Origin of the sequence: Streptomyces sp. NPDC019531 (genome assembly GCF_044903305.1) — a bacterium.
GTDB lineage: Bacteria > Actinomycetota > Actinomycetes > Streptomycetales > Streptomycetaceae > Streptomyces.
On sequence record NZ_JBJDQL010000031.1, the window covers coordinates 75,875 to 100,074 of the forward strand.

Sequence of the window (24,200 nt, forward strand, 5' to 3'; positions counted from 1 at the left end):
GGCGCTGAGCGCTCGGCCGTCGAAGGCATCCGCCGGTCAAGGAGTGTCGTCACCCAAGAGGGGCGTGTCGCCTGAGGGTACGGCCTTGTGCCCCCTTGGGTCCTGCCGCGAGTCCTGCTCGCACGCACATCGGTGGCGGCCGTCGCGCCCCCGTCTCCCGGCCATGACCTCGCGGCAGGACCCAAGAGACCCCGCCGCAAGGGCCGTTCGGCCTCTGCAGACCCTCCTGACATACGGGTGAGGCTGGTGCGACCCAACCGGGACGAAGGCACATGGGAGGTGCCATGGCTGCTTCCACCACCCCTACCACCGCCGCCTCCGCACTGCGTGCCGCGCACGAACGGTTCGTGACCGGCTCCGGCACGCTGCCGGAGGTGCGGAGCCTGGTGGCCGACTCGTGGCGGCGCTGCGCGGCGTGCGGCGTACGTCCTGACGGCAGCCTTCTGCCGCCCCTGCGCAGCACATCCGGAGAGCTGGCCGCGTACCGGCGCAACCATCCGCTGGCCGCAGTGCTGCCTTTGTTCCGGGAGCTGCTGGGGGCCGGTGCCGCGGACGACGGTCACGTCTTCGCGGTCGGCGACGCCGACGGGACCCTGCTCTGGGTCGAGGGCGACTCCGCGGCCGTGCGCCGGGCCGAGCGGATGCACTTCGTCGAGGGGGCCGTGTGGTCCGAGGCTCAGGCCGGTACGAACGCCCCGGGCCTCGTGCTGGAGGTGGGGCACCCCGTCCAGATCGTGGCCGGCGAGCACTACAGCTCCGCCGTGCACGACTGGTCGTGCGCCGCGGCACCCGTCCGTGACCCCGCTTCCGGCCGGGCTCTGGGTGTGGTCGACCTCTCCGGCGGCGACACCATCGCCACACCGCCCGCCCTGGCCGCAGTGCGCGGGGCCGCGCTGGCGGCAGAGGCGGAGCTGGTCTGCACACGGTTCGCTCCGAGGGCTCTGCTCGGCCCCGACGGACGGGTTTTGTCCGTGTCTGCCGCCGGAGGCGACCGTGGCATACGACTTGCGGCGCTGGGCCGGGACAGTGTCCTCCTGGAAGTCGCCGGAGAGGTCCACCGGCTGAGCCCGCGGCACAGCGAGATCGTGGTGGCGCTCGTTCTGGAGGGCCGTGGCGTGCCGGGGAACCGGCTCGCGGTGGACCTGTCGGAGCGGGAAGTGCCCGCCTCGACGCTGCGCGCCGAGATGACCCGGCTGCGCGCGGTTCTCGGGCCCGATCTGCTCGGATCACGACCGTACGGGCTGATGTTGCCAGTGCGCACCGACTTCGGGGAGGTGGCTGCACTGCTCACCGAAGGCCGGGTGGCCGAGGCGCTGGAACTCTACTCCGGTCCGCTGCTGCCGCGTTCCGAGGCGCCTGTTGTCGTGGAACACCGGCGGGCGCTGGAGCAGCAGATACGCGGTGCCGTTCTCGGTGGCGGTGAAGTCCTGCTGCTGCGCCGCTGGGTGAACACGGCCTGGGGAGCCGACGACGCCACGGCGTGGCAGGCCCTCGCCCGAGGACTGCCGTCCGGTTCCCCCCAGCGGGCCGCCGCAGCGGCCCGCGCCCGCGCACTCGACGTCGCCGTTGCTGTCCCGTCGCAGGTCCGGCGGCATGCAGCGGTATTGCAGCCTTCCCATTCCTAGCGTGCAGAACATCACCACAACCCTTGCGAAAGGTGACGATCATGCGGTACGAGCCTCCGGGCAGACCCGGCAGTCCAGTGGATGTCGCGCCCCGGTACGAGAACTTCATCGGCGGCAAGTGGGAGGCACCCACGACAGGTGAGTACTCCACCAACCTGTGCCCCGCCACCGCCAAGGCGATCTGCGAGGTCCCGAAGTCGGGACCCGAGGACATCGAACTCGCCCTGGACGCCGCCCACTCCGCCAAGGACAAGTGGGGCGAGGCGTCCACCACGCAGCGGGCCGCGGTGCTGAACGCCGTCGCCGACGCCATCGACGCGCACCGCGAGGAACTCGCCGTCGCCGAGAGCTGGGACAACGGCAAGCCGGTCCGCGAGACCCTCGCCGCCGACATCCCCCTGGCGGCCGACCACTTCCGCTACTTCGCGGCCGCGATCCGCGCCGAGGAGAGCTCGATCACCGAGATCGACAAGGAGACCATCGCCTACCACTTCCACGAGCCACTGGGCGTGGTCGGACAGATCATCCCGTTCAACTTCCCGCTGCTGATGGCCGCGTGGAAGCTCGCCCCTGCCCTCGCCGCGGGGAACGCCACGGTGATCAAGCCGGCGTCGCCGACCCCGTGGTCGATCCTGAAGCTGATGGAGGTCATCGGCGACCGCCTGCCGCCCGGAGTCCTCAACGTCGTCAACGGCCCCGGCGCCGAGATCGGCAAGGCGCTGGCCACCAACAAGCGCATCGCCAAGGTCGCCTTCACCGGTGAGACCACCACCGGCCGCCTGATCATGCAGTACGCGGCGCAGAACATCATCCCGGTCACCCTGGAGCTGGGCGGCAAGTCGCCGAACATCTTCTTCAACGACGTGACCGCGGCCGACGACGACTTCCTGGACAAGGCGGTCGAGGGACTCGTCCTGTACGCGTTCAACAAGGGCGAGGTCTGCACTGCCCCCTCACGCGCACTCATCCAGGAGGACATCTACGAGGAGTTCATGGGCCGCTGCCTGGAGCGCATCCGCGCCATCAAGCAGGGTGACCCGCTCGACACCGCGACCATGATCGGCCCGCAGGTGTCGAAGCAGCAGGTCGAGAAGATCGCCTCGTACGTCGAGATCGGGCTCAAGGAAGGCGCCGAACTGCTCGTCGGAGGTCACCGGCCCACGCTCGGCGCGGAGTTCGAGAACGGCTACTTCTACGAGCCGACCGTCCTCAAGGGCCACAACAAGATGCGGGTCTTCCAGGAGGAGATCTTCGGACCCGTTCTCGCGGTCACCACCTTCAGGAACGAGGCCGAGGCACTCGAGATCGCCAACGACACGCTGTACGGCCTCGGGGCCGGCGTGTGGAGCCGCGACACCAACCGCACCTACCGGATGGGCCGCGCCATCAAGGCCGGCCGCGTCTGGACGAACTGCTACCACCAGTACCCCGCGGGTGCTGCGTTCGGTGGCTACAAGGTCTCCGGCATCGGCCGCGAGACGCACAAGATGATGCTCGAGCACTACAGCCAGACCAAGAACCTCCTGGTCAGCTACGGCACCAAGCCGCTCGGGCTGTTCTAGCCGTACCAGCGATCCCAGTGGATCCGAAGGGGTGCACCGACATGCCCGCGACGCTAGAGAACGGCAACGCCGGGCGCGTCACCGCCACCCGGGCGGCGCACCGGGCCATCAGGGCCCTGCGCGCCGCCCACGGCCGGCCGGTGATGTTCGTCCAGTCCGGCGGCTGCTGCGACGGCAGCGACCCGATGTGCTTCCCGGGCGGCGAATTCGCCCTCGGCGAGGGCGACATGCTGCTCGGCGTCCTGGACGGCGGCACCTTCCACATCGACGCCGACCTGTACGAGGCACTCGGCCGCCCGCGCCTCGTCCTGGACGTCGAGGAGGGAACACCGGGCGGTTTCTCCCTCGCAGCAGGGGACGGGCTGCGTTTCGTCACACGGATCGAGGAACCGGCAGAGAGCCGGCTTCCGGCATACAGCCCAGTTGAGGAGCTGATCATGAAGGCAGCAGTCGTCACCGACCTCGGGAAGCCTCTGGAGATCCAGGAACTCCCCGTCCCCGAACCCGCCCCCGGCCAGGTACTCGTCCGTATGGAGGCCTCCGGCCTCTGCCACACCGACATCCACGCCGCCCACGGCGACTGGCCGGTCAAGCCACAGCCGCCGTTCACCCCCGGCCACGAGGGCGTCGGCCCCGTGCAAGCCGTCGGCGAGGGCGTCAGCGCCGACCTGGTCGGCAAGCGCGTCGCCATCCCGTGGCTCGGCTCGTCCTGCGGCACCTGCCGCTACTGCGTCTCCGGCTGGGAGACGCTCTGCGAGAGCCAGGTCAACTCAGGCTACTCCGTGGACGGTTGCTACGCGGAGTACGCCGTAGCCGACGCGGGCGCCGTGGTCCCGGTACCCGAGGGCGTGTCGTCCTTCGACGCGGCCCCGCTGACCTGCGCCGGCGTCACCACGTACAAGGCGATCAAGGTCGCGCACGTGGTGCCCGCCGAGCGGGTCGCCGTCTTCGGCGTCGGCGGCCTTGGCCACCTGGCTGTGCAGTATGCCCGTCTCGTGGGCGGCTTCGTCACCGCCGTCGACCTCGAACCCGACAAGCTGGGCCTGGCCCACCGGCTCGGCGCCGACCAGATCGTCAACGCCCGTTCGCACGACCCGGTCGAGGAGATCAAGAAGGCCGGCGGCGCGGACGTGGCCGTCGTGCTGGCCGCCTCGCCCAAGGCGTTCGAGCAGGCCTACCGGTCCCTCAACCGGGGCGGCCGTCTGGTCATGGTCGGCCTGCCCGCCGACAACGCCGCGATCAACGTCCCGATCTTCGAAACCGTGCTCAGCGGGATCTCCGTCATCGGCTCCATCGTCGGCACCCGCCAGGACCTGGCCGAGGTGTTCGCGCTGCACGCCGCCGGACGCACCCAGGTCATCGCCGAACCACGGCGCCTGGACCAGGTCAACGAGTCCTTCGACGAGGTCCTCGGCGGACGGGCCGAGGCAAGACTCGTCTTCCAGTTCTGAGAGTGCTGCGGCCCGGCACCACCGGGTCACAGGGAGAGGCAGCAGATCATGGCAACCCTCACCATCGGTGCCGTACGGGAGCGGGCGCCCGGCGAACGCCGCGTCGCCCTCGTCCCCGAGGCCGTAACCCTCCTGCGCCGGGCGGGACTTGACGTGCTGATCGAGAGCGGTGCCGGCTGCGGTGCCTGGTTCACCGACGCCGAGTACACCGACGTCGGCGCAACCGTCGTACCCCCGGACGAGCTGTACGCGCGCGCGGACGCCGTCCTGTGCGTCGGCCCGCCGGACCCGGAGACGGCTCAGTCCCTGCGCGCCGGGCAGACCCTGTTCGGCCTGCTCGAACCACTGCGCCACCCCACCCTGGTCGCGGAGCTGACCGGGCGCGGGGTGCGCACGGTGAGCCTGGATCTGCTGCCGCGCACCCTCAGCCGCGCCCAGTCGATGGACGCGCTGACGTCCCAGGCCAGTGTCGCCGGCTACAAGGCGGCACTGGTGGCGGCCCACTCGTACGACCGGTTCTTCCCGATGCTGACCACCGCGGCGGGCACCATGCGCCCGGCACAGGTCCTCGTCCTCGGCGCCGGAGTGGCCGGGCTGCAGGCGATCGCCACGGCCCGCCGCCTCGGTGCCGTCGTCACGGCCTACGACGTACGCCCCGCGTCACGAGGGGAGGTGGAGTCGCTCGGCGCCCGGTTCCTCGACATCCAGAGCCCGCCGAACGGGGAACCGGGGGCCGGACAGGGCGGCTACGCACGGGAGTTGACCGAACAGGAACAGCGGGCCCAGCGGGAGGCGCTCGACGCGCACATCGCCCGCTCCGACATCGTCATCACCACGGCCCAAGTACCGGGCCGCAAGCCACCGTTGCTGGTGACCGCCGCCGCTGTCGAGCGGATGAAGCCCGGCTCGGTCGTCGTAGACCTGGCGGCGAGCGAACTTGGCGGCAATGTGAAGGACACCGAGCCCGACAAGACCACCGTCCTGGACAACGGGGTCACCCTGATCGGTGCCGGACGCCTGCCGTCCGCGATGGCGACCGCCGCGTCCACGGCGTACGCCCGCAACCTTGTCGCGCTACTGCGCCACCTGGTGCGCGACGGCAAACTGGTCCTCGATCCGGCCGACGAGATCACGGCCGCACTCATGGGAGGAGCGTCATCATGAACAACCTCGATCTCCTCACCGCGATCACCGTCTTCGTGCTGAGCGTCCTGGTCGGCATCGAGGTCATCAGCAAGGTCCCCGCGACCCTGCACACCCCGCTGATGTCCGGCTCCAACTCGGTGCACGGCATCGTCGTCATCGGCGCGATGCTGATCGCGGCCGAGTCGCACACCTGGCTCGGTTACGTCCTGGCCTTCGTGGCCATGGTATTCGGCGCCATGAACGTCGTCGGCGGTTACGTCGTCACCGACCGGATGCTGGAGATGTTCAAGGCCAGGCCGGCCACCGAGAAGACAGTTGCTGACACACTCGAGAAGGCGGAGGTGTGACCGCCATGGACACCGTGTCCAACGCCGTCCACTACATCTTCCTGGCCGCGGCCGCGTGCTTTGTGATGGGTTTGCACCTGATGAACCACCCGCGCACGGCCCGCCGAGGCAACACCCTCTCCGCCGGGGCCATGGCCCTCGCGATCGCCGCCACCGTGTGGCTGGTCATGGACGAGAACGTGATCAGCAGCACCGGCTGGCTCGTCCTGATCTCGGGAGGCGTCCTGGGCGCGGCGCTCGGCCTGTGGGCCGCGAGGGAAGTCCAGATGACGGCCATGCCGCAGCTGGTCAGTCTCTTCAACGCCGTGGGCGGCGGCGCGGCCGCGCTCATCGCGGTGGGCGACCTCCTCCAGGCCGACCACCCGGCCGCCCTGGGCGCACGGGTCTCGCTCCCCGGCGCCCTGGACATCGTCATCGGCGCCGTCACATTCTCCGGATCGCTGATCGCGGCGGGCAAGCTGCAGGGCGTCGTCTCCGGGGCGCCGGTCGTGTTCCCGGGGGCCCGGCTGCTCAACGTCCTGCTTCCGGCCTCCTTCGTCGCCGGCGCGGTCTGGCTGATGCTGGCGCCCGACAGCCAGGTCGCGCTGTACGGGCTCGTCGTCGTGGCGCTGCTCTTCGGCGTGACGATGGTGTTGCCGATCGGCGGCGCCGACATGCCCGTGGTCATCTCCCTGCTGAACGCCTTCACCGGGTCTGCTGTCGCGATGGCGGGCTTCGTGCTCGACGAGACCGCGCTCATCATCGCGGGCATGCTCGTCAGCGCGTCGGGCGGCATCCTCACCAAGCTGATGGCCCACGCCATGAACCGCTCCATCGCCAACATCATCGTCGGCGGCTTCGGCACCGGCGACAGCGCTCCGGCGACGGCCGACACAGGCGGAGCACCCGCCCAGGTACGGTCGGTCTCCGTGGACGACGTGGCGATCCAGCTGGCGTACGCGAGCAAGGTCATTTTCGTCCCGGGGTACGGACTGGCCGCCGCTCAGGCACAGCACGAACTCGGTGACCTGGCCAAGACGCTGACGGACCACGGCGTCGACGTCAGCTACGCCGTTCACCCCGTCGCAGGGCGCATGCCGGGACACATGAACGTCCTCCTGGCGGAGGCCAACGTGCCCTACACCCAGCTGAAGGAGATGGACGACGTCAACCCCGAGTTCCCACAGGCCGATGTCGCCCTCGTCATCGGCGCCAACGACGTCACCAACCCGATCGCCCGCCGCCCCGGCAACGCGATCTCCGGCATGCCGATCCTCGACGTCGACAAGGCCAAGAGCATCGTCGTCATCAAGCGCTCGATGGGCCACGGCTACGCGGGCGTCGACAACGAGCTCTACACCGACCCGAAGACCGGGATGTTCTTCACCGACGCGAAGAAGGGACTATCCCAACTGAAGGCAGCCGTCGGAGAGTTCGTCCGCTGACCGCCGCGACGGCAGCGCTCCCGCGGCAACAGCGGATCCCACTGATCGTCGCGAAACGTCGTCAGGTCACGTCATGCGGCGAACCGTCCACGCAAGGCGCTCGGCCGGGAGACCCGGCCGAGCGCCTTGCGTGGACGGCCGTCGAGTCCGGCGGCGACGGCGGCCCAGGGCCGTGGACCGGGAGGTCGGTGCCCCAGGGGAAGTGTTTCGCAGCGGTCCGTTGGTGTCGGTCAGTTCAGGCACGCAGGCAGCGTCGTGACGGTGCCCGCGAGCGTGTCGCGCGCGGGCACCGTGGTGTGGCCATGCTTCAGGTGGAGGCTTCTTCGGTCGGCAGCCGGAGCTCCGTCTTCGCCGAGAACAGATGCACGGCCGTCGGGTTGACGGCGACGCGCAACTCCTCCCCCTTGTCGTACGACTGCCGTCCCGGGGCACGGACGACCACCTGTGCGGCATCCGTGCCGACCTTCGCGGTCGTGTGGAGATACGTGACGGCGCCGGTGTCCTCGACCGCGTCGACCACGACATCCAGTCCGGGCGTCTCGCAGTCCTCCCGGGAAACGATGGCGAACTGCTCGGGCCGGACACCGAGGACGACCTCCGTTGAGCCCTCCTCATATGCGGCCCGCAATGCCGACCGGGGCAACGGCAGGACCAGCCCGCCCCGTTCGATCCCGTTCGCGGTGAGCGGGAGACGGAAGAGATTCATCGCGGGCGAGCCGATGAACCCGCCGACGAACGCGTTCGCGGGGCGCTGGAACACCTCCCTGGGCGTGCCAACCTGCTGCAGCACGCCGTCCTTCATGACGGCCACACGGTCCCCCATGGTCAGAGCCTCGACCTGGTCGTGGGTGACGTAAACCGTGGTGGTGCCGAGTCGTCGTTGCAGCGAGGCGATCTGCGTTCGGGTCTGGACCCGCAGCTTCGCGTCCAGGTTGGACAGCGGCTCATCCATGAGGAAGACCTGCGGTTCGCGGACGATGGCCCGCCCCATCGCGACCCTCTGGCGCTGGCCACCGGAGAGAGACTTGGGCTTGCGGCCGAGGTAGTCGTCGAGGCCGAGGATGCCTGCGGCCTCGGCGACGCGGCGCCGCACATCGTCCTTGCGCACCTTCGCGATCTTCAGGGCGAAGCCCAGGTTGTCCGCCGTCGTCATGTGCGGGTAGAGCGCGTAGTTCTGGAACACCATGGCGATGTCACGGTCCTTGGGCGGGAGATGGGTGACGTCCCGGTCGCCGATGCGGATCGTCCCGGAGTCGACGTCCTCCAGCCCGGCGAGCATGCGCAACGTAGTGGACTTGCCGCAGCCCGACGGGCCCACAAGGACCATGAACTCGCCGTCGCCGATCTCCAGATCGAGCGCGTCGACGGCCGGATGGCTCATCTTCGGGAACAGCCGCGTTGCCTTGTCGAAGGTGACGGACGCCATGATTTTCCCCTCCCTGACGGCCCCCTCAGTGGCGCAGCGGGAAGATCCGGCACGGAGCGAGGGGGCCTCCTGCGCCTGACGGTGTTACGCCCTCAGGTTCGAACGGCGCCCACTGGCGCGGCAGGTCCTCGACGTCCCCACCTATGGGCCGGTAGGCCCTGTCGGCGTGCGGCAGGAAGCACAAGCTCTGCGGTCCCACGGTCAGCGGCCCACAGGGATACGCGCAAGGGCAGGAAAGGCCGCCCAGACCCGTCCAGGGACCCATCGGCCCATGGCACGGCACCCATGTCCTCGCAAGCTGGGGAACCACCAAGGCCGTTCGGCCCCGACTCCGAGGAGACCGACGTCATGACCACTGTGGTACCTCACCCGACGGTTCGCACCACCGGCCCGCGCTGCTCACGTTCCTGGGTGGCATAGGAACGGTCACCGGCAGCAAGTTCCTCGTCGAGAGCGACCACGCCCGTGTACTCGTCGACTGCGGGCTCTTCCAGGGCCTCGCCGACCTGCGCAGGCGCAACTGGCGTGGCCTGCCCTGCGACGCCGCGGACATCGAGGCCGTGGTCGTCACCCACGCCCACCTCGACCACTGCGGATATCTGCCCCGACTCGTCCGTCACGGCTTCCAGGGACGGATCGTGACGACGGAGTCCAGCGCTCGCCTCATGGAGATCGTGCTGCGGGACAGCGCCAAGCTGCAGACAGAGACCGCCCGGCATGCCAACGAGCACAGCTGGTCCAAACACCGGCCGGCACAGCCGCTGTACGACGACTCAGACGTTGACCGCACCCTCGAACTCGTCGCCCCGGTACCGACCTGCACATCGACCGACATCGCCGCCGGAACCAGGCGCACGCTGCACCCCGCCGACCACATCCTCGGATCGGCCTGGGCCCGGCTGACCTTCGAGGACGGAGATACGCTGGCCGTCAGCGCGACCTGGGCCGCCCCGGCCATCCTCCCCCAGGGGGGGGACCCCCTGCTGCGCCCTCCGGAGCCGTTCTCCGGAGCGGATGTACTGCTCATGGAGTCGACGTACGGCAACCGTCGCCACGAAGACGAGGCGGGACGGACACACTTCGCCGACGTGCTGAGCCGTACCCTCGCCCGCGGCGGCACCGTCGTCATCCCGGCCTTCGCCCTCGACCGCACCGAGGTCGTCCTGCACGAACTCGCCGAACTCCGCCGGGCGGGCCGGATCCCGGCAGCCGTTCCCGTGTACATCGACAGCCTGATGGCTCTCGCCGCCCTCGATGTCTACCGGGACGCCATCCTCACCCGGGATCCCGAGTTGCGCCCGGAGGTGACGGCGGCGGGCACGGCCGCGCGGAGTCCCGAGCCGTTCCTCGCCGTGCGGTCGATCCAGCAGTCCCTCGACATCAGCCGCGGGGGCGGACCCGCCATCATCGTGTCGGCGTCCGGCATGGCCACTGGCCGCGTCCTGCACCACCTCCGACGTCTGCTGCCCGACCCGCGCAACGCCGTCGTCGTGGTGGGCTTCGCCGCTCAGGGCACGCGTGCCCGGGATTTGGTCGACGGCGCCAAGGCGCTCAAGATGATCGGTGAGTGCGTGCCGGTGCGCGCTCAGGTCGCCGGCGTACCGCGCTTCTCGGCCCACGCCGACGCCACCCGGATCATCGACTGGCTGCGCGGCGCCCCCCACCCCGCGCACCACCTACCTGGTGCACGGTGAGCCCGACGCAGCCGACGCCCTGCGTGACCGCATCGACCGGACTCTGGGCTGGGCCGCCGTCGTACCGCGCTCCGGGGAGCGCGTACTCGTCCGGTGACAGTGAGGGCCCACCGGCTCCTCGACGAGCCGCCCGGTCGGCGTGGAGAGCTTCGTCCGTGTTCCGCCGCACGGCGATGAGCCAGCGGTCACGGACCGGCCCGCACGGCCCGGCACAGGGGCCACTCGCGGCCTCTTCCCGGGCCTATCGGCCCATGTGCCGGAATCCGTATCGGAGTTGGCTGGGAGTGAGAAGAACGACGCCGATCCGAAAGGAGCCAGGACAGTGGGTACGAGTCTGACACCGGAGTTCTGGGAGCGGTTCGCCGTTCTGCTGGTCGTGTCGATCGGTGTGACATGTGTCCTCACCGCAGCGTTCGACGCGCTGGCGGTTCGGCTCCTGCGTCGTCGTGTCCGCAGCCAGTCGGAGCAGGGCGGGGCGGCGTCGACGGTCGCGGACCACCGCACTTCCGTCCGCGCCTGAGGGGCACGGCCGTGGTCGCCGACCTTGACAGGATCCCCAAGCCGATCGTCGCAGGACCGGAAATGAAAGCGCTGGCCCGCTTCTGCCGGGCTCATGACGTGGACCGGCATCGTGGAAGCGGACGGCATGGGTCCCAAGCCACCAGCGATGATCGCCCGTGGCTCGGGCAGGCACGAGCGCATCCAGGACGGCCGCTGGATCCCGCACGCTGACGTGGCAACTGCACTGGGTCGTCGGCTGAGACCCGGCGTCTGGCGTCTGGTGTCTACCGGGCGACGTTCGCGGACTGCTACGGCCGCTGCGGCGTCATGCGCGGGCGCATCGACGGGGATAGGCTCAACTCGAGACGGTCGGTGAGCCGACGGTCCGGCTGCGCCTGGTGTGGGACGCGACGGATCCGCTGGACATGCTGTGGCGGAACGAGACGTCGGTGGACGGCGACCCCTGGACGCTGGTCGAGGCGTATGACGAATGTGTAGCACACCCGGTGACGGGAGGAACGTCATGCGCAGGTATGGCGAGAGGATCAACGAGCGCGGCTCGCCGCCCACCGGCGACGCCTTTCCACCGACCGCGACGACCGCCTCGGGCCCCCGGGGTCGACCGCGCCGCATCGACACCGAACCGTTTCCGTCCAGCCGGCGGCTGGTGGTCGCCGCGGAGCGTGCCGGACGGCGTATGGCTCCCATGCACAGCCTCATCGAACTCGACGTCACGACGGCGCGGAACCTGCTCGCCGTCGCCGACGGGCCGGTCTCCTTCACCGCGTTCGTGGTGGCGTCCGTCGCCCGGGCCGCGGCAGCGCACCCCGACACGCACGCCTACCGGAACTGGCGCGGCCGCCTCGTCCGCCATCAGCACGTCGACGTGACCACCCTGGTGGAAGTCGAGACGGGCCAGGGTCCCTTCGCCCTCCCGCACGTCCTGCGGGACGCCGACGCGCGGGACGTCCGGGACCTCACAGCAGAGCTCCGCGCGGTCAAGGCCGATCACTCGGTGACGGGCACAGGACGGATGCTCGATCGCTTCGGTCCCGCCGTGACCCGGGTGCCAGGCCTGGTGCCGGCCATGTACATGATGCTGGCCCGGTCCGTGCGCCTACGGCAGCTGACCGGAACCGTCGCGGTCACTGCGGTCGGCATGTTCGGCGCCGGCGGCGGCTTCGGTATCGCCCCGCCCACGCTGATGCCCCTCCAGGTGGTCATCGGAGGGATGACCCGGCGGCCCCACGTCGTGGACGGGCAGATCGAGGCCCGTGACGTGCTGGACCTGACCATCACCTTCGACCACAACGTGATCGACGGCGCACCCGCCGCCCGGTTCGTGGCGGATCTCCGCCTCCTCATCGAGCACGCGGAGCCCCTGCGCACGGACGATGACGAACAGGGGCAGGGCTCCAGCGGACCCGGGTGAGCCCTGCCGTCGCCGTCCTGCCTCATCCGCGGGCCATCCCGTCGGCGATCCCGGAGGCCCAGGCGTCGATGGCGTCCCAGTCTCGGTAGTCGCCGAACCGGCCGCCCAACAGGTGGAACAGGATGCGTCCGGTGACGGGCAGCTGGTCCCGTACCACGACACCGGAGAACAGCCGATGGTCCCGGTACGACAGGTCACCGGGCAGACTCTCGACGATCACCGGGATCTCCTTGTCCGCCATGCGCCTCCAGGGTCCGCGCAGAGCGCCTGGCATGCCGACGCTGAAGATCCATACCGGCCGGGAGCCCAGTATGTCGAGGTTCTGACGTACGAAGTCCTTGGCCGGGTCCAGCCAGGTCTGTCCGTGGACGGCGCTGCCCAGGACGAACGCGTTGTACGCGTCGGCGTCGTCCACCGCCTCCATGGACCGCGCCTCGGCTTTGAGTCCCGCTTCGCTCAGCTTGGTGGCCAGTCGCTCGGCGATCTCGCGCGTCGAGCCGTGCGCGGTCGCGTAGCCCACCAGGATGTCCATGACGTCACCTCGACTTTCCTCGACTTAGGCGAGCTCCGGGGGCCGAGTCCGCGGTGCCCGAGGGCACGACCCGCTTCACCGCGGCTACGCGGCACCGCTTCGGGCGAGAGAGGGTGCCGCGACGGCCCCGAGCGGCGTCGCGACCCGCTCCGTGGCAGGCACCGCCACCACAGGGACCGCCGCGTTCCGCAGGCAGGCACGGCCGACCGCACCGATCGCGGGCTGTCCGTACTGTCCGTGTGCCCTGCGCCCGAGGGCGAGCAACAGGGCGCCGCTCGCCAGTTGCACCAGTACCCGCCCGGGCGGGCCCCCCACCAGGACGGCGCGTACGGCACCGGCACCGTGGACCTGCGGGCCGAAAACCTTCCGCACCGTCGCGGCGAGCACTTCCGCGTCCTGGACCCGCTCATCGGCGGGGATCGGACACGCTGACGCGGGTGCACAGGAGGCCATGCTGCGCCCCGCCGGTACCCAGGCGTGTAGGCGACGACGTCCGCACCCAAAGCTCCGGCCTGCTCGAAGGCCCAGCGCAGCGCGGCCATGGACGCCTCGGACCCGTCGACGCCCACCACGATGCTGTTGCCGTGAGCGAGTTCGGTCATGGCAGTCTCCTCGATGGTCTCTTGTCTCGACGGTGACCCGAACCGGGTAGGCAAGGCGTGGGCCATGGGGCTCCGTCCAGGTGCCGAACGGTCCCTTGTCGGCGGTGGTCGCAGGCGACTCGGTACGGCGACGCCGGCTTTGCGTGCGCGGCGGCGTGCGCCACGGCGAGCTCGGCGTCCTCCCACGGGCCGACCGGCCGACACGGGACGCAGTGGTGTGTCTCAAGGGCGGCGCCGGGCGGAAGGGGCGCTCCCCCGTTCGAACGGAGGTGACGGCCTGGGGAGGTACGGCGGATCGCGCGATCCTTCAGTCGTGTGAACACGACCCTGCCCACGCCGCCGCCTTCGTCGTGACGGAACTCGTCTCCGACACCGGTGACCACGACCAAGGAGAGCAGCCATGCTCCCGCTCCCCTGCTTCGGGCCCGTGACCGTCCCGCGCCGCCTGCGGAGTACGGCGGCATGGGCCGAAGGTCCCGCGCAAGCACCCGAAACGCCCCTGTTGCCGCCCGGCCCGGGGTGCGACGGTGATGACGGAACGCTCTGCTGCGCGATCTCCGCAGCCCGGCGAAAGGTGGTGAGGGAGATGGCTCTGCCCCTGGTCGTGGGCGTCGACGGATCGGATGCGAGTCTGCTGGCGGTGGACTGGGCGGTGGACGAAGCTGCCCGGCTCGGCCTGCCACTGCGCCTGCTGTACGCCTCGCTGTGGGAACGCTACGAAGGTGCTGTCTCTCCGGACAGCCCGGAGGACCCGTCCGAGGAGGTGATGGGGGAGAACATCGTCGGATCCGCGGCGGAGCGCGCCGGACGGCGCAACGCGGACGTGAAGGTCTCCTCCGAGATGGTGCCCGAAGAGGCGGTGGACGGCCTTCTGCGCGCAAGCCACAACGCCTTTGCCCTCGTGACGGGAGCACGCGGCCGCGGCGCGCTGAAGGAACTACTCCTCGGCTCGGTCAGCCTGACGGTGGCGGCCCGCGCCCACTGCCCGGTGATCGTGGTCCGGGGTGACAAGGCCGGCTTGGACGGTACCCACGAGCGGATCCTGCTCGGTGCGGGGGAGCCCTCGTCGTGCCGTGAAGCGGTGCGCTTCGCTTTCGACGAGGCCGAAGCGCGCAAGTGCACCCTGGATGTCGTACGAGCCTGGCGCTGCCCCGCGCACGAGACGGCCGACCATCCCCTGCTGGTCGGGGAGCCCGCGCATTACCACGAAGAGCAGGCGTCCACCCTGCTGGACGCTCTTCTTCACGACGTCGTCGTGGACCATCCGAGTGTCCGGGTGCGCCGTACCACGGTCGAAGGACCGGCCCGCAAGGTGCTGCTGAACCGCTCCGCCGCCGCAGACCTCCTGATCATCGGTGCCCGGCGCAGGCACGGTCACTTCGGCCTCCAGCTGGGCCGGGTGGGGCACACACTGCTCCATTACGCGGACTGCCCGGTGGCGATCGTGCCGCAACGGGACTGACCGTGAACCACACCTCCTCGTCCGGCTCGGCCCTACTCGCCAGGGAGTAACGTATGACGGTCCCCGTCGCGATCGACGGCCTCGGCCGGCACGGCGACGAGTGCGGCTCCGGCAAGCGGCTGCCCGTCCTCACCGCCCACACGGCAGGGCAGCGGCCGTGAACGCCCCGGTCGCCGGGCCCCCATCCCGCGCCGCACTCGCGCCCTTGCTCCGGGACGTCCGAGCCGTCGTCCTCGACACCGACGGTGTGATCACGGACTCGGCCCGGGTACACGCTGCGGCGTGGAAGACCGCATTCGACGCCTTCCTACGCGAGCACCCGCCCGAGAACCCCGACCTGCGGCGCCCGTTCGATCCGCAGGACGACTACCTGCGGTATGTGGACGGCAGGTCACGCGTCGACGGCGCCGCCGCCTTCCTAGCCTCACGAGGCTTCGCGTCGTCGGCCGAGATGGTGCAGGCCGTCGCCGCGGACAAGGAACGGCTGTTCACGGAGCGGCTGCGCGAGCCCGGCGTCGACGCGTATCCCGGCACGGTACAGCTGGTGCGCGCCCTGCGCCGGGCCGGGGTGCCCGTGGCCGCCGCGTCCGCTTCCCGCCATGCCCGTGAACTCCTCGGCCACGCCGGGGTGCTGGACCTCTTCGACACGCTCGTCGACGGAGGTGAGGCGGCCCGGCTGGGACTGCCGGGCAAGCCTCAACCCGACCTCTTTCTGGAGGCGGCCCGCCGCCTCGGTGTCCCCGCCGGCCGTGCCGCGGTCGTCGAGGACGCGCTGGCGGGCGTCGAGGCGGGACGGCGCGGTGGGTTCGCCCTCGTGGTCGGCGTGGACCGGACCGCCGGCCCGGACACCACTGAGAGGCTGCTGCGACACGGCGCCGACATCGTCGTACGGGATCTCGGAGAACTGCTCGCGGGAGGGACACCGACGTGACGGGCTGGACCTGGGAGTACGAGGGCTACGATCCCGCGGACGAACGTCTGCGGGAGTCGCTCTGCACGCTGGGCAACGGCTACTTCGCCACGCGGGGGGTGCTCCCCGAGTGCGCCGCGGACGCGGTGCACTACCCGGGCACCTACGCGGCCGGCTGCTACAACCGGCTCACCTCCGACGTGGCGGGACGCCGGGTCGAGAACGAGGACATGGTCAACCTCCCGAACTGGCTACCGCTGCGCTTCCGGCTCGCTGACGGACAGTGGCTCACGCCGGACACCGCGACGGTGCTCGATCACCGTCAGGTGCTGCATCTGGCCTCGGGTCTGCTGGAGCGCCGGACGCGGTACGACCTCGGCGACGGACGCGCGCTGTCCGTACGTCAGCAGCGTCTCGTACACATGGCCGACCCCCATCTCGTCGCCCTGCGCACGGAGTTCACGGCGGACCGGTTCTCCGGCGAACTCGAGGTCGAGGCCTTCCTCGACGGCGGCGTGAACAACGCCGGCGTGCCGCGCTACCGGGACTTGGACGGCCGCCATCTGACCCACGTGCACACCGGCACCGCCGCGCCCGACACGGTGTGGCTGCGCTGCCGTACCCGTACCTCGGACGTCCGCATCGGCATGGCCGCCCGGCTCACCGCCGACACTCCCGTCACCACGCGCCACGCATTCCCGCGCGCCGTCCAGCGGGTTCGACTGCGGCTGTCCCCCGGCCGCACCGCCACCGTTGACAAGACCGTGGCCCTGCACACCTCACGTGACCCGGCGATCAGTGATCCCTTGTACGCCGCGATCGACCGTGTCGGCGGGGCGGGGGGCTTCGACGAGTTGCTCGAAACGCACCTCACGGCCTGGGACCAGCTCTGGCGCCGGGCCGGCCTCGACATCGACGGGGAGGTGGGCGGCATCCTGCGGCTGCACCTGTTCCACGTGCTGCAGACGCTGTCGCCGCACACCGCCGATCTCGATGTGGGGGTCCCGGCCCGGGGACTGCACGGCGAGGCGTACCGCGGTCACGTCTTCTGGGACGAGCTGTTCGTGCTGCCGTACCTCAACCTGCACTTCCCTGAGGTGTCCCGGGCTCTGCTGCGCTACCGCCACCGGCGCCTGGACCGGGCCTGTTCCGCGGCCCGCGCGGTCGGTCGACGGGGCGCCCTGTTTCCGTGGCAGAGCGGCAGCGACGGCCGCGAGGAGACGCAGCAACTGCACCTCAACCCGCGCTCGGGGCGCTGGCTGCCCGACCACTCCCGGCTCCAGCACCACGTCGGGTCGGCGATCGCGTACAACGTGTGGCAGTACTGCGAGGCGAGCGGCGACGCCGAGTTCCTGCACACCAAGGGCGCCGAGATGCTGCTGCAGGTCGCCCGCTTCTGGGCGGACTCGGCGACCTACGACGAGAGCCTCGGGCGGCACCGCATCCACGGCGTGGTAGGTCCCGACGAGTACCACGACGCCTACCCGGAGGCGCAGCAACCCGGCCTCGACGACAACACGTACACAAACGTCACGGCCGCGTGGGTGCTCACCCGCACCCTGGAGGTGCTGCGCACCCTGCCCGAGCCCCGTCGCCGCGAACTCGTCGAGCGCACCGGCCTGGACGGCGGCGAACTCGAACAGTGGGAGGACGTCTCCCGCAGCCTCCATGTGCCCTTCCACGACGGCGTCATCAGCCAGTTCGCCGGATACGGCGACCTCGCCGAACTCGACTGGGGCAGCTACCGGAAGCGCTACGACGACATCCGACGGCTCGACCGGATCCTGGAGGCGGAGTCAGACACCGTCAACCGCTACCGGGCATCCAAGCAGGCCGACGTGCTGATGCTCGGCTACCTCTTCTCGCCGACCGAACTCCAGGGCCTCTTCAGCAGGTTGGGCTACCGGCTCGACGAGGACACCTGGCAACGCACCGTCGACTACTACCTGGCCCGCACCAGCCACGGCTCCACCCTCAGCGGTCTGGTCCACGGCTGGGTCCTGGCCCGGGCCCGGCGCGCCGAAGCCTGGAAATTCTGTCTGGAGGCTCTGAAGGGCGACATCGCCGACGTCCAGGGTGGCACCACGGGCGAGGGCATCCACCTGGGCGCCATGGCCGGCACGCTCGACCTGGTGCAGCGCGGGCTGACCGGGCTGGAGACCAGGGGCGGGGCATTGTGGCTCGACCCCGTGCCGCTGCCGGAGCTGTCGTCGTACGGGTTCGCCCTCCGCTACCAGGGCCACTGGGGTGTACGGCTGCGACTGGAACGCGGTCGGCTGGAGATCGCCGTGCCCGCCTCCGACGAGGCTCCGATCGACGTACGGCTGCCCGATCGCACGGTCTGCGTCCAGCCCGGGGAGACCTGCCGATTGGTGCTCCAGGACTGACGTCCGTTACGCCGGGGCGACGACAAGCGGGGACTTCGGGCACTGGTGTGCCGCACGACGTCGTACGGCTTCCCCCCGCCCGATGAACAGTAGCTGAGGATGGGCCGGATGGCCCTGGGCGAGGCCCCGGACAGCCCCTCCCGGCCCGGCCGCCGTGGCGTGACGCTGGTCATGAGGAACAGACCGAGAATGACCGAGAGCGTCGGAGGCGCGCGTCATGCTTCAGCCCGTGATCACCGGAGTCGACGGAACCGCCGAGTCCCTGGCCGCAGCCATGGGGGCACCTCCCACGCCCTTGAGGCAGTGGGGGAGGGCCGCCCGCGAGGCCGAACGGCGCGACCGACCGCTGCGGCTGGTGCATGCCTGGAACTGGCACCCCCGCCAGAGCGATGGCGTACCCGCCAACGCCGCCCAGCGGTATCTGGCCGGGCGCTCCCTGCGCCAGGCGGAGGAGCGGATCCGCAGTGCCGTCCCCGGCGTGCGCCTGTACGACGAGCAGGTCGTGGGACCCGCCGCCGTGGCCCTGGTGAAGGCGGCTGAGCAGGCCGACCTGCTGGTGCTGGGCTCGCGTGGGCTGAGCGGCCTCGCCGGTTTCGTCGTGGGCTCGGTCGCGCAGGACGTGGTGGCGAGGGCCACGCGTCCCGTCGTCCTCGTACGCTCGGGGGAGGAGGCGGCGGACGAGCATCTTCCCGCGGACGACGGGAGCGCCTCCACCCGGACCGGATACCGGGACGTGGTGCTGGGCCTCGACCTCGCAGACCGGTGCGACGAGGTGATCGAGTTCGCCTTCGCCGCGGCCCGGCTGCGTCGCGCCAGGCTGCGGGTCGTCCACGCCTGGCACGCGCCTTCCCCGCTCAGCCTGGGGCCCGGGGACATCGGCCTGGTGGGTGACCCGACGCGCGAGGAGGAGTGGCAGGGCTTCCTGTCCGCCGTGCTCCAGATATGGCGCGACAAGTACCCCGACGTCGAGGTTGTGGAGTCGGTGTCGAAGGGCAAGGCTCCGACCGCGCTGATCCGGGCCGCTTCCGGAGCGAGCCTCCTCGTCGTCGGCCACCGGCTGGCCGAACGGCCGGTGGGTCCACGCACCGGACCCGTCACCCACGCCGTCATCCAGCACGTCGGCTGCCCCGTGGCCGTCGTACCCCATGAGTGAGGACGGAGGAGGTGACAGCCGTGCTCAATCCAGTCGTGGCCGGTCTGGACGGTTCGCGCGAGAGCCTCGCGGCAGCTGGCTGGGCCGCCAGGGAAGCCCTGCGGCGAGGGCTGCCGCTACGTCTGGTGCACGCCCGTGAAGGCCTCCCCGAGGAGGAGACGGAGGCAACCCTGCCGGAACTGAGGGCGCCACAGGACGAGGCACGCCGGGTGCTGCGCGGCGCCGGCGACCGCCTCAACGAGTGCTACCCGCAGGTGCATATCGCCGCCGAACAGGTGCGCCTGCCACCGGGCCCGGCGCTGCTCGCTGAGAGCGACAACGCCGAGCTCCTCGTGATCGGCAGCCAGGGCCTGGGCCGCGTCGAAGGGCTCCTCGCAGGCTCGGTGGCCATGGCGACCGTGGCACACGCCGCAGGACCGGTCGTCCTCGTACGCGCCGATGACACAGCCGAGCGCGAACACGTGCCGGACGGGTCCGGGAAGCCCTCGGCCCGCACCCCGTACCGCGACGTCGCGGTCGCGGTCGACGTGGGTCGTCCGTGCGATGCCGTGCTGGAATTCGCTTTCCGCGCCGCGCAGTTGCGAGGGGCTCCCCTGCGCGTCGTGCACGTCTGGCACGTGCCGTTCGGACGCGGCATCCCCGACGCCGAGGAGCGCGGGCTGATCAGGGAGAACGCGGAAAGGGAGTTCGCGGTGCTGCTTGTCCCCTGGCGCGACAAGTTTCCCGGTGTCTTCGTGCGCGACGCCCTGTATGAGGGGCGCGCGGCCCAGGTGCTCGTGAAGGCAGCAGGCGGAGCGGGTCTGCTGGTGGCGGGCCGCCGCAGGCGCCGAGCCGCCGTCGGTTCCCACACCGGCCCGGTGGCCCACGCACTGATCCACCACGTGACCTGCCCCATCGCCGTGATCCCGCACGACTGACCCGACAGAGCGCCTCGTGCGTGACGGCGGCCCTCGGCGTGCCAGCGGCCGGGTGTCGACGCAGCCTCGATCTGAGGGCCGAGTGGCCGTGACGAGGGCCCAGCGGCCCCTGGGCACGCAGGACGTGCCCCGCAAGGATGAGTCACGAGGGGGCTGCGGCGTGCTCCGGCAGGTCACGCGGAACCGATGAGGCCCTGCCTGGATGCCGTGGACCTCCTCAAGGCCGGGCGCGTGCGCCGACGGCCTTCCCATCAGGCACGACTAGACACGACCGGACACGGAGGTACCTCCCATGCTTTCCCCTATCCTCGTCGGCCTCGACGGTTCCCCCGAGAGCCGCGCCGCCGCCGACTGGGCCGCCCGCGAGGCTCGGCGCCGCGGCTTGCCGTTGAGCCTGGTCACCGCCTGGATCTGGCGGCCGGTGGACGTTCCTTCGGCCCAGGAATCGGAAGCCCAGAAGCAGTGGGCGCAGCAGCTGCTGAACGAGGCCAGGCAGGACCTCGTGGCGAAGTATCCGGATCTGCCGGTCACCGTCGAGCATGTGTCCGGTCTGGTGACCAGGGCGCTGCTGGAGCGGGCGAAGGGCGCCGAGATGCTGGTGCTGGGCTCGCGTGGGCACGGCGCGATCGCCGGCTTCCTCCTCGGCTCTGTCGGGCAGCACGTCCTCGCCCGGGTGAACGTCCCCGTGGTGCTCGTGCGGGCACAGGACCGCTCGGCCGCCGACGACGTGGAGCCGGACGCCGCCGAGGTGGTCGTCGGGATCCAGGACCGCGACGAGCCCTCCGACGAACTGCTCGAGTTCGCCTTCTCCACCGCGGCCGCTCGCGGTGCCACGCTTCATGCCGTGCACGCCTGGAGCCGTCCGCCGGTGTTCGCGTACAACCCGGCAGCCGTGCGCATGGGCGACGAGGACGGCGGCATGGAGGCCCGGGTCGAGAGGGAACTCTCGGATTCCCTCAGGCCCTGGCAGAGGCGGTATCCCCAGGTGAAGGTCGTCCAGACGATCCATCTCGCGTGGGCCGTGGAAGTCGTGCTCGAGGCCGCCCGCAACGCCGGTCTTGTGGTGGTCGGGCGCGAGACGCACCGCCCGGCCCTCGGCATGCGCATCGGCCCGGTCACTCACGGGGTGATCCACCACGCCGCCGCGCCCGTCGCCGTCGTGCCGCACGGCTGAGGCCGGGTGGTCCACATGCCGGGGACGTCCGGGACGCGATCGAGGCAGCATCAACTGACCTGCTCTGTTGCCCGGAACGCCGGCGCGACGGAGCGCATTTCCCACCGCTGGTCGGTTGCTCCGTCGTGCCAGGTCGCGGCAGCGGCGTCGTCCGCCCCGTTCGCGAGGTGGACGACTGGCGGTTTCGGGCACGGTTCAGACGTGGGGGACGACAGCGACGGGGCGGTCGGCATGGTGCAGCACCGCGTGGGTGACCGGGCCGGTGTGGGGACCAAGGCGGCTGTCCCGGATCCGGCGTCCCACGACGACGAGAGCCGATCCGGAAGCGGCGCGGGTCAGTTCGGCGGCCGCGCGGCCTTCGACGACCGTCTTGGTGACGGCGACCTCGGGGAACTTCTCACACCACGGGCGCAGCATCGCGACCATGGCGTGTTCGTGCTCCGCGAGCAGTTCCGGGCCCGGCGGCAGTACGACCCGGTCTGCGGTGGCGTATCCCGGCGGGACCGTGAAGGTGTGGATCACGCGCAGCGCGGCACCACGGCATCGGGCGGCCTCGAAAGCGAACTCGATGAGATCGTCGCAGGGTTGGCCGGTGTCGAGGCCGAGGACGACATCGCGGTACGGAATCTCGGGGATCTCGTCCGGAGAGACCCCGCCGGGAACCGGGAAATGTTCGTCAGCGACGCTCTCACCCGCGCGAACCAGCGCCACGGCTCGCGGCGACCTGGCGACGACCCGCGCGGACACCGAGCCGAGCAGGAAGCCCGCGACACCGCTGAGCCCGCGGGACCCGAGCACCAGCAGCTCAGCCCGCTCCCCCGCCTCCAGCAGGGCAGCGGCCGGTGAGGCCTGCATCTGCTGCTCGACGACTTCGAGCCCGGGGTGCGCGGCGCGGACGCTGTCCGATGCCTCCTTGAGGATCTGCCGTGCCCAGCTTCGCTCGGTCATGTCCATGGGCACGTTGGCAGTGGGACGCGGGTGCAGTTGCCACGCGTGCAGTAGCCGCAGCCTCATGCCTCGGCGCAGGGCTTCCCGGGCCGCCCAGTGAGCGGCGGCGCGGCTCTCGGGAGAAGCGTCGATCCCCGCGACTACGTATCGATCCATGACCTGTGCCTCCTCGGATCCATATGTCCACCATCAAGCCTGTGACGAACACCGGGCTGTGGGCAGAGGCCGGACGGGCCCTGCCCTTGGGCTCCCTGGCCCACTTGCGCAAGTCGCGGGCCCCGGCGCGGCGTTCGCGCGGCTGCGGCGCCGCACGTCCGCAGGTGCTTCCGTCGTGAGCGCGGTCGGCAGCGGCCCTTCCGTCCTGCGCCGGCCTGCGATTGCACCCTCACCACCGCCCCAGGGGCCACGGCGAGCCGGGCCGCCCGCTCTTCGGATCTTCGGCGTTGTCGGCCCACCAGCCCCACCCGGACCGGCCGATGAGCGGACGGTTCGGCCCGGGAGCCCGGGCCGGTCGGCCCCTCCCCCTGCACACCGTGGAAAGCGAGGCTGAAGTGGCATCGGAGATGCCGACTAGCCGGGAGTCCGAAGGGACGGCAACGGCCGAACCGGCCGCTCGAACCCGCGAGTTCCGGCCCGCCGATGCAGACCGCCGGGGCACGACCCCCGGCGGCATCCGGGTAGGCCCGCGGGCGCCGTACGCACCACAGACCGGTCGCGCTCCGCTTGAAGCAGTGAAGGAGAGGGGGAGACGGCCATGAAGACCCGCAAGGTCGGCGAGGTGATGACCAGTGAGGTCATCGGCGCCCGCCGGGAGACACCGTTCAAGGATGTGGCGCGGCTGCTGGACCGGCATCGGATCAGCGGCCTGCCGGTGGTGGACGCCGACGACAAGGTCGTGGGCGTGATCTCCGAGACCGACCTGGTACGCCGACAGGCGGCTCAGGCCGAAGGGGACCAGGGACGCCGCTTCCCACTCTCCGCCCTGCGCCGGAGGGTACGGCGCAGGGCCGCCGAAGCCCATGCCACGACTGCGGGGCAGTTGATGTCGACGCCCGCAATCACGGTGCACCCGGAGCAACGCGTCGCGGACGCGGCGCGGGTGATGGAGCGTCACCACATCGAACGGCTGCCCGTGGTCGACGAGGAGGACCGTCTCATCGGCATCGCCACCCGCCGTGACCTGCTGAGGGTCTTCCTGCGTACCGACGAGGAGATCCGCCAGGAGATCATCGACGAGATCCTGACCCGCGCCATGTGCTTGCCGCCGCACACTGTCATCGTGTCCGTCCGCGATGGCGTGGCCACGCTGGAAGGTCGCCTGGAGCACCGCGGCGACATCCCGCTGGTGGTCCGGCTGGTCTGGAAGGTGGACGGCGTCGTGGGCGTGATGAGCGGCCTCACCTTCCGTATCGACGACACCCACCCGCCCGAGACACACCCCTCGCGCCGGATCGCCCATCACTGGCTCCCGGAGCGGTGATCCCGACGTCGCTTCGGCGGCGTACCG

At 70.8% G+C, this 24,200-nt stretch carries 21 protein-coding genes and 2 pseudogenes; 18 read left to right on the top strand and 5 right to left on the bottom strand.

The window, feature by feature from the left end:
- Nucleotides 1-284: 284 nt before the first annotated feature.
- The 7 genes and pseudogenes from ACI2L1_RS30175 (at nucleotide 285) to ACI2L1_RS30205 (ending at nucleotide 7,555) form a co-directional block, all read left to right on the top strand.
- On the top strand, nucleotides 285-1,625 hold the full coding sequence (locus ACI2L1_RS30175; protein WP_404742560.1) for a transcriptional regulator: 1,341 nt from the start codon (nucleotides 285-287) through the stop codon (nucleotides 1,623-1,625).
- A 38-nt stretch (nucleotides 1,626-1,663) separates the two neighbouring features.
- On the top strand, nucleotides 1,664-3,187 hold the full coding sequence (locus ACI2L1_RS30180) for an aldehyde dehydrogenase family protein (RefSeq protein ID WP_404742595.1): 1,524 nt from the start codon (nucleotides 1,664-1,666) through the stop codon (nucleotides 3,185-3,187).
- Nucleotides 3,188-3,228: 41 nt separating this feature from the next.
- Nucleotides 3,229-3,558, top strand: a pseudogene (locus ACI2L1_RS30185) (DUF779 domain-containing protein); the annotation flags it as partial.
- Nucleotides 3,559-3,624: 66 nt separating this feature from the next.
- A complete protein-coding gene (locus ACI2L1_RS30190; RefSeq protein ID WP_404742596.1) occupies nucleotides 3,625-4,638 on the top strand; it encodes a zinc-dependent alcohol dehydrogenase in 1,014 nt (337 codons plus the stop codon).
- Between the two features lie 48 nt (nucleotides 4,639-4,686).
- The gene (locus tag ACI2L1_RS30195; RefSeq protein WP_404742561.1) at nucleotides 4,687-5,802 is read left to right on the top strand and encodes an NAD(P) transhydrogenase subunit alpha; all 1,116 of its coding nucleotides are present in this window, start codon (nucleotides 4,687-4,689) and stop codon (nucleotides 5,800-5,802) included.
- A complete protein-coding gene (locus ACI2L1_RS30200) occupies nucleotides 5,799-6,131 on the top strand; it encodes an NAD(P) transhydrogenase subunit alpha (RefSeq protein WP_404742562.1) in 333 nt (110 codons plus the stop codon). The genes ACI2L1_RS30195 and ACI2L1_RS30200 overlap by 4 nt, the downstream gene beginning before the upstream one ends.
- A gap of 5 nt (nucleotides 6,132-6,136) precedes the next feature.
- Nucleotides 6,137-7,555, top strand: a complete 1,419-nt coding sequence (locus tag ACI2L1_RS30205; protein WP_404742563.1) for an NAD(P)(+) transhydrogenase (Re/Si-specific) subunit beta — start codon at nucleotides 6,137-6,139, stop codon at nucleotides 7,553-7,555.
- 307 nt (nucleotides 7,556-7,862) lie between these two features.
- Here ACI2L1_RS30205 and ACI2L1_RS30210 read toward each other — a convergent pair whose 3' ends face one another.
- A complete protein-coding gene (locus tag ACI2L1_RS30210; RefSeq protein ID WP_404742564.1) occupies nucleotides 7,863-8,981 on the bottom strand; it encodes an ABC transporter ATP-binding protein in 1,119 nt (372 codons plus the stop codon).
- Nucleotides 8,982-9,397: 416 nt separating this feature from the next.
- Here ACI2L1_RS30210 and ACI2L1_RS30215 point away from each other — a divergent pair, with 416 nt between their 5' ends.
- From ACI2L1_RS30215 to ACI2L1_RS30230, 4 genes are all read left to right on the top strand, one after another.
- Complete coding sequence (locus ACI2L1_RS30215; RefSeq protein WP_404742597.1) at nucleotides 9,398-10,675, top strand: MBL fold metallo-hydrolase; 1,278 nt, start codon at nucleotides 9,398-9,400, stop codon at nucleotides 10,673-10,675.
- Nucleotides 10,665-10,772 carry an MBL fold metallo-hydrolase RNA specificity domain-containing protein gene (locus ACI2L1_RS30220; protein WP_404742565.1) on the top strand — a complete coding sequence of 36 codons (108 nt, stop codon included), beginning with the start codon at nucleotides 10,665-10,667 and terminating at the stop codon, nucleotides 10,770-10,772. The genes ACI2L1_RS30215 and ACI2L1_RS30220 overlap by 11 nt, the downstream gene beginning before the upstream one ends.
- Nucleotides 10,773-10,997: 225 nt before the next feature.
- Entirely contained in the window at nucleotides 10,998-11,195 is a 198-nt protein-coding gene (locus ACI2L1_RS30225; protein WP_404742566.1) for a hypothetical protein, read from the top strand.
- 504 nt (nucleotides 11,196-11,699) lie between these two features.
- The gene (locus ACI2L1_RS30230; RefSeq protein WP_404742567.1) at nucleotides 11,700-12,608 is read left to right on the top strand and encodes a 2-oxo acid dehydrogenase subunit E2; all 909 of its coding nucleotides are present in this window, start codon (nucleotides 11,700-11,702) and stop codon (nucleotides 12,606-12,608) included.
- A 22-nt stretch (nucleotides 12,609-12,630) separates the two neighbouring features.
- Here ACI2L1_RS30230 and ACI2L1_RS30235 read toward each other — a convergent pair whose 3' ends face one another.
- From ACI2L1_RS30235 to ACI2L1_RS30245, 3 genes and pseudogenes are all read right to left on the bottom strand, one after another.
- Complete coding sequence (locus ACI2L1_RS30235) at nucleotides 12,631-13,140, bottom strand: flavodoxin domain-containing protein (RefSeq protein WP_404742568.1); 510 nt, start codon at nucleotides 13,138-13,140, stop codon at nucleotides 12,631-12,633.
- Nucleotides 13,141-13,224: 84 nt separating this feature from the next.
- Nucleotides 13,225-13,593 (bottom strand): universal stress protein, encoded by a 369-nt coding sequence (locus tag ACI2L1_RS30240; RefSeq protein WP_404742569.1) that lies wholly within the window; start codon nucleotides 13,591-13,593, stop codon nucleotides 13,225-13,227.
- Between the two features lie 41 nt (nucleotides 13,594-13,634).
- Nucleotides 13,635-13,808: pseudogene (locus ACI2L1_RS30245) on the bottom strand (universal stress protein); the annotation flags it as partial.
- Between the two features lie 520 nt (nucleotides 13,809-14,328).
- Between ACI2L1_RS30245 and ACI2L1_RS30250 the strand changes: the two are divergent.
- The 6 genes from ACI2L1_RS30250 to ACI2L1_RS30275 all read left to right on the top strand — a co-directional run bounded on the left by ACI2L1_RS30250 (nucleotide 14,329) and on the right by ACI2L1_RS30275 (nucleotide 21,745).
- The gene (locus tag ACI2L1_RS30250; protein ID WP_404742570.1) at nucleotides 14,329-15,204 is read left to right on the top strand and encodes a universal stress protein; all 876 of its coding nucleotides are present in this window, start codon (nucleotides 14,329-14,331) and stop codon (nucleotides 15,202-15,204) included.
- Between the two features lie 205 nt (nucleotides 15,205-15,409).
- Complete coding sequence (locus ACI2L1_RS30255; protein ID WP_404742571.1) at nucleotides 15,410-16,135, top strand: HAD family hydrolase; 726 nt, start codon at nucleotides 15,410-15,412, stop codon at nucleotides 16,133-16,135.
- Entirely contained in the window at nucleotides 16,132-18,501 is a 2,370-nt protein-coding gene (locus ACI2L1_RS30260; RefSeq protein WP_404742572.1) for a glycoside hydrolase family 65 protein, read from the top strand. The genes ACI2L1_RS30255 and ACI2L1_RS30260 overlap by 4 nt, the downstream gene beginning before the upstream one ends.
- Nucleotides 18,502-18,718: 217 nt before the next feature.
- A complete protein-coding gene (locus tag ACI2L1_RS30265) occupies nucleotides 18,719-19,654 on the top strand; it encodes a universal stress protein (protein WP_404742573.1) in 936 nt (311 codons plus the stop codon).
- A 20-nt stretch (nucleotides 19,655-19,674) separates the two neighbouring features.
- Nucleotides 19,675-20,571 (top strand): universal stress protein, encoded by an 897-nt coding sequence (locus tag ACI2L1_RS30270; protein WP_404742574.1) that lies wholly within the window; start codon nucleotides 19,675-19,677, stop codon nucleotides 20,569-20,571.
- 292 nt (nucleotides 20,572-20,863) lie between these two features.
- Nucleotides 20,864-21,745, top strand: a complete 882-nt coding sequence (locus tag ACI2L1_RS30275) for a universal stress protein (protein WP_404742575.1) — start codon at nucleotides 20,864-20,866, stop codon at nucleotides 21,743-21,745.
- A gap of 195 nt (nucleotides 21,746-21,940) precedes the next feature.
- Here ACI2L1_RS30275 and ACI2L1_RS30280 read toward each other — a convergent pair whose 3' ends face one another.
- Nucleotides 21,941-22,849: a universal stress protein gene (locus ACI2L1_RS30280; RefSeq protein ID WP_404742576.1), complete on the bottom strand. Its 909-nt coding sequence runs from the start codon at nucleotides 22,847-22,849 to the stop codon at nucleotides 21,941-21,943.
- Nucleotides 22,850-23,447: 598 nt separating this feature from the next.
- Here ACI2L1_RS30280 and ACI2L1_RS30285 point away from each other — a divergent pair.
- The gene (locus ACI2L1_RS30285; RefSeq protein WP_404742577.1) at nucleotides 23,448-24,173 is read left to right on the top strand and encodes a CBS domain-containing protein; all 726 of its coding nucleotides are present in this window, start codon (nucleotides 23,448-23,450) and stop codon (nucleotides 24,171-24,173) included.
- Nucleotides 24,174-24,200: the final 27 nt, after the last annotated feature.